This is a genomic window from Aquabacter sediminis, assembly GCF_028863665.1.
GTDB lineage: Bacteria > Pseudomonadota > Alphaproteobacteria > Rhizobiales > Xanthobacteraceae > L1I39.
Window position 1 is genome coordinate 1 of sequence record NZ_JARBFX010000032.1, and the last position, 1,368, is coordinate 1,368.

The following is a 1,368-nucleotide window of genomic DNA, read 5'->3' on the forward strand; positions in this document are numbered from 1 at the left end:
GATCGTGTCCCCGGTGGTGGTGTAGCTGACGGTGGCCATTGGCCGGTCTTCGGGTGAGGCTCGGGTTTGCGAGAACCAAGCGAACCTGAGGACGACCAATGACCGACGAGATGATGAACCTGCGCGCGCTGGTGGAGAAGACCCCCGACGCTGATCTCTTGCGCGAGATGATCGGCTTCGCCGCCGAGCGGCTGATGGAGCTGGAGGTTGGCGCGCTGACCGGCGCAGCCCATGGCGAGAAGAGCCCACTCCGGCTGGCCCAGCGGAACGGCTATCGTGATCGCGACTGGGAGACGCGGGCCGGCACGGTGGAGCTGCGCATCCCCAAGCTGAGGAAGGGGAGCTACTTCCCCGGCTTCCTGGAGCCGCGCCGGATGGCGGAGAAGGCGCTGACCGCCGTCATCCAGGAGGCCTACATCCAGGGCGTCTCGACGCGCTCGGTCGACGACCTGGTCAAGGCCATGGGCATGAGCGGCATCTCGAAGAGCCAGGTCTCGCGGCTGTGCGAGGAGATCGACGAACGGGTGAAGGCCTTCCTTGACCGGCCAATCGAAGGCGACTGGCCCTATCTGTGGATCGACGCCACCTACGTGAAGGTCCGCCAGGCCGGCCGCATCGTCTCCGTGGCCGTCATCATCGCCGTGGGCGTCAACGCCGACGGCCGGCGCGAGGTGCTGGGCATGGACATCGGGCCCTCGGAGGCGGAGCCCTTCTGGACGGGCTTCCTCCGCAAGCTCGCTCGCCGGGGCCTGCGCGGCGTCAAGCTCGTGGTCTCGGACGCCCACGAAGGCATCAAGGCCTCGGTCGCCAAGGTGCTGACCGCCTCATGGCAGCGTTGCCGCGTCCACTTCATGCGCAACGCGCTCGCGCATGCCGGCAAGAGCGGCAGGCGCGTCGTCTCCGCCTTCATCGCCACCGCCTTCGCCCAGGACGATGCCGCCGCCGCATCGAAGCAGTGGCGCGCCGTCGCCGACCAGTTACGCCAGAAGCTGCCGAAGCTGGCGACCTTGATGGACGAGGCCGAACCCGACGTGCTCGCCTACATGAGCTTCCCCGCCCAGCATCGGGCGAAGCTGCACAGCACCAACCCGCTCGAGCGCCTCAACGGCGAGATCAAGCGCAGGACAGAGGTCGTCGGCATCTTCCCCAACGAAGGCGCCATCACCCGGCTCGTCGGCGCCCTCCTGCTCGAACAAAACGATGAATGGGCGGTGCAGCGGGCGCGCTACATGACGCTGGAAACGATGGCGCCGATGAGCGAAAATCCCCTCGTCAGCTTGTCGGCCGTGCCGGCATGACGACTGCCCGGCCTTCTCCGTCGGCTGGTCCGTGGCGATCCGAAGCTACACCACACCCAGGGACATCACC

1 protein-coding gene is annotated in these 1,368 nt (G+C 67.4%); it reads left to right on the plus strand.

What is annotated here, in order from left to right; genetic code table 11:
- The first annotated feature begins 98 nt into the window (after nt 1–98).
- Nucleotides 99–1,298, plus strand: a complete 1,200-nt coding sequence (locus PV781_RS24020) for an IS256 family transposase (protein WP_274778138.1) — start codon at nt 99–101, stop codon at nt 1,296–1,298.
- Nucleotides 1,299–1,368: the final 70 nt, after the last annotated feature.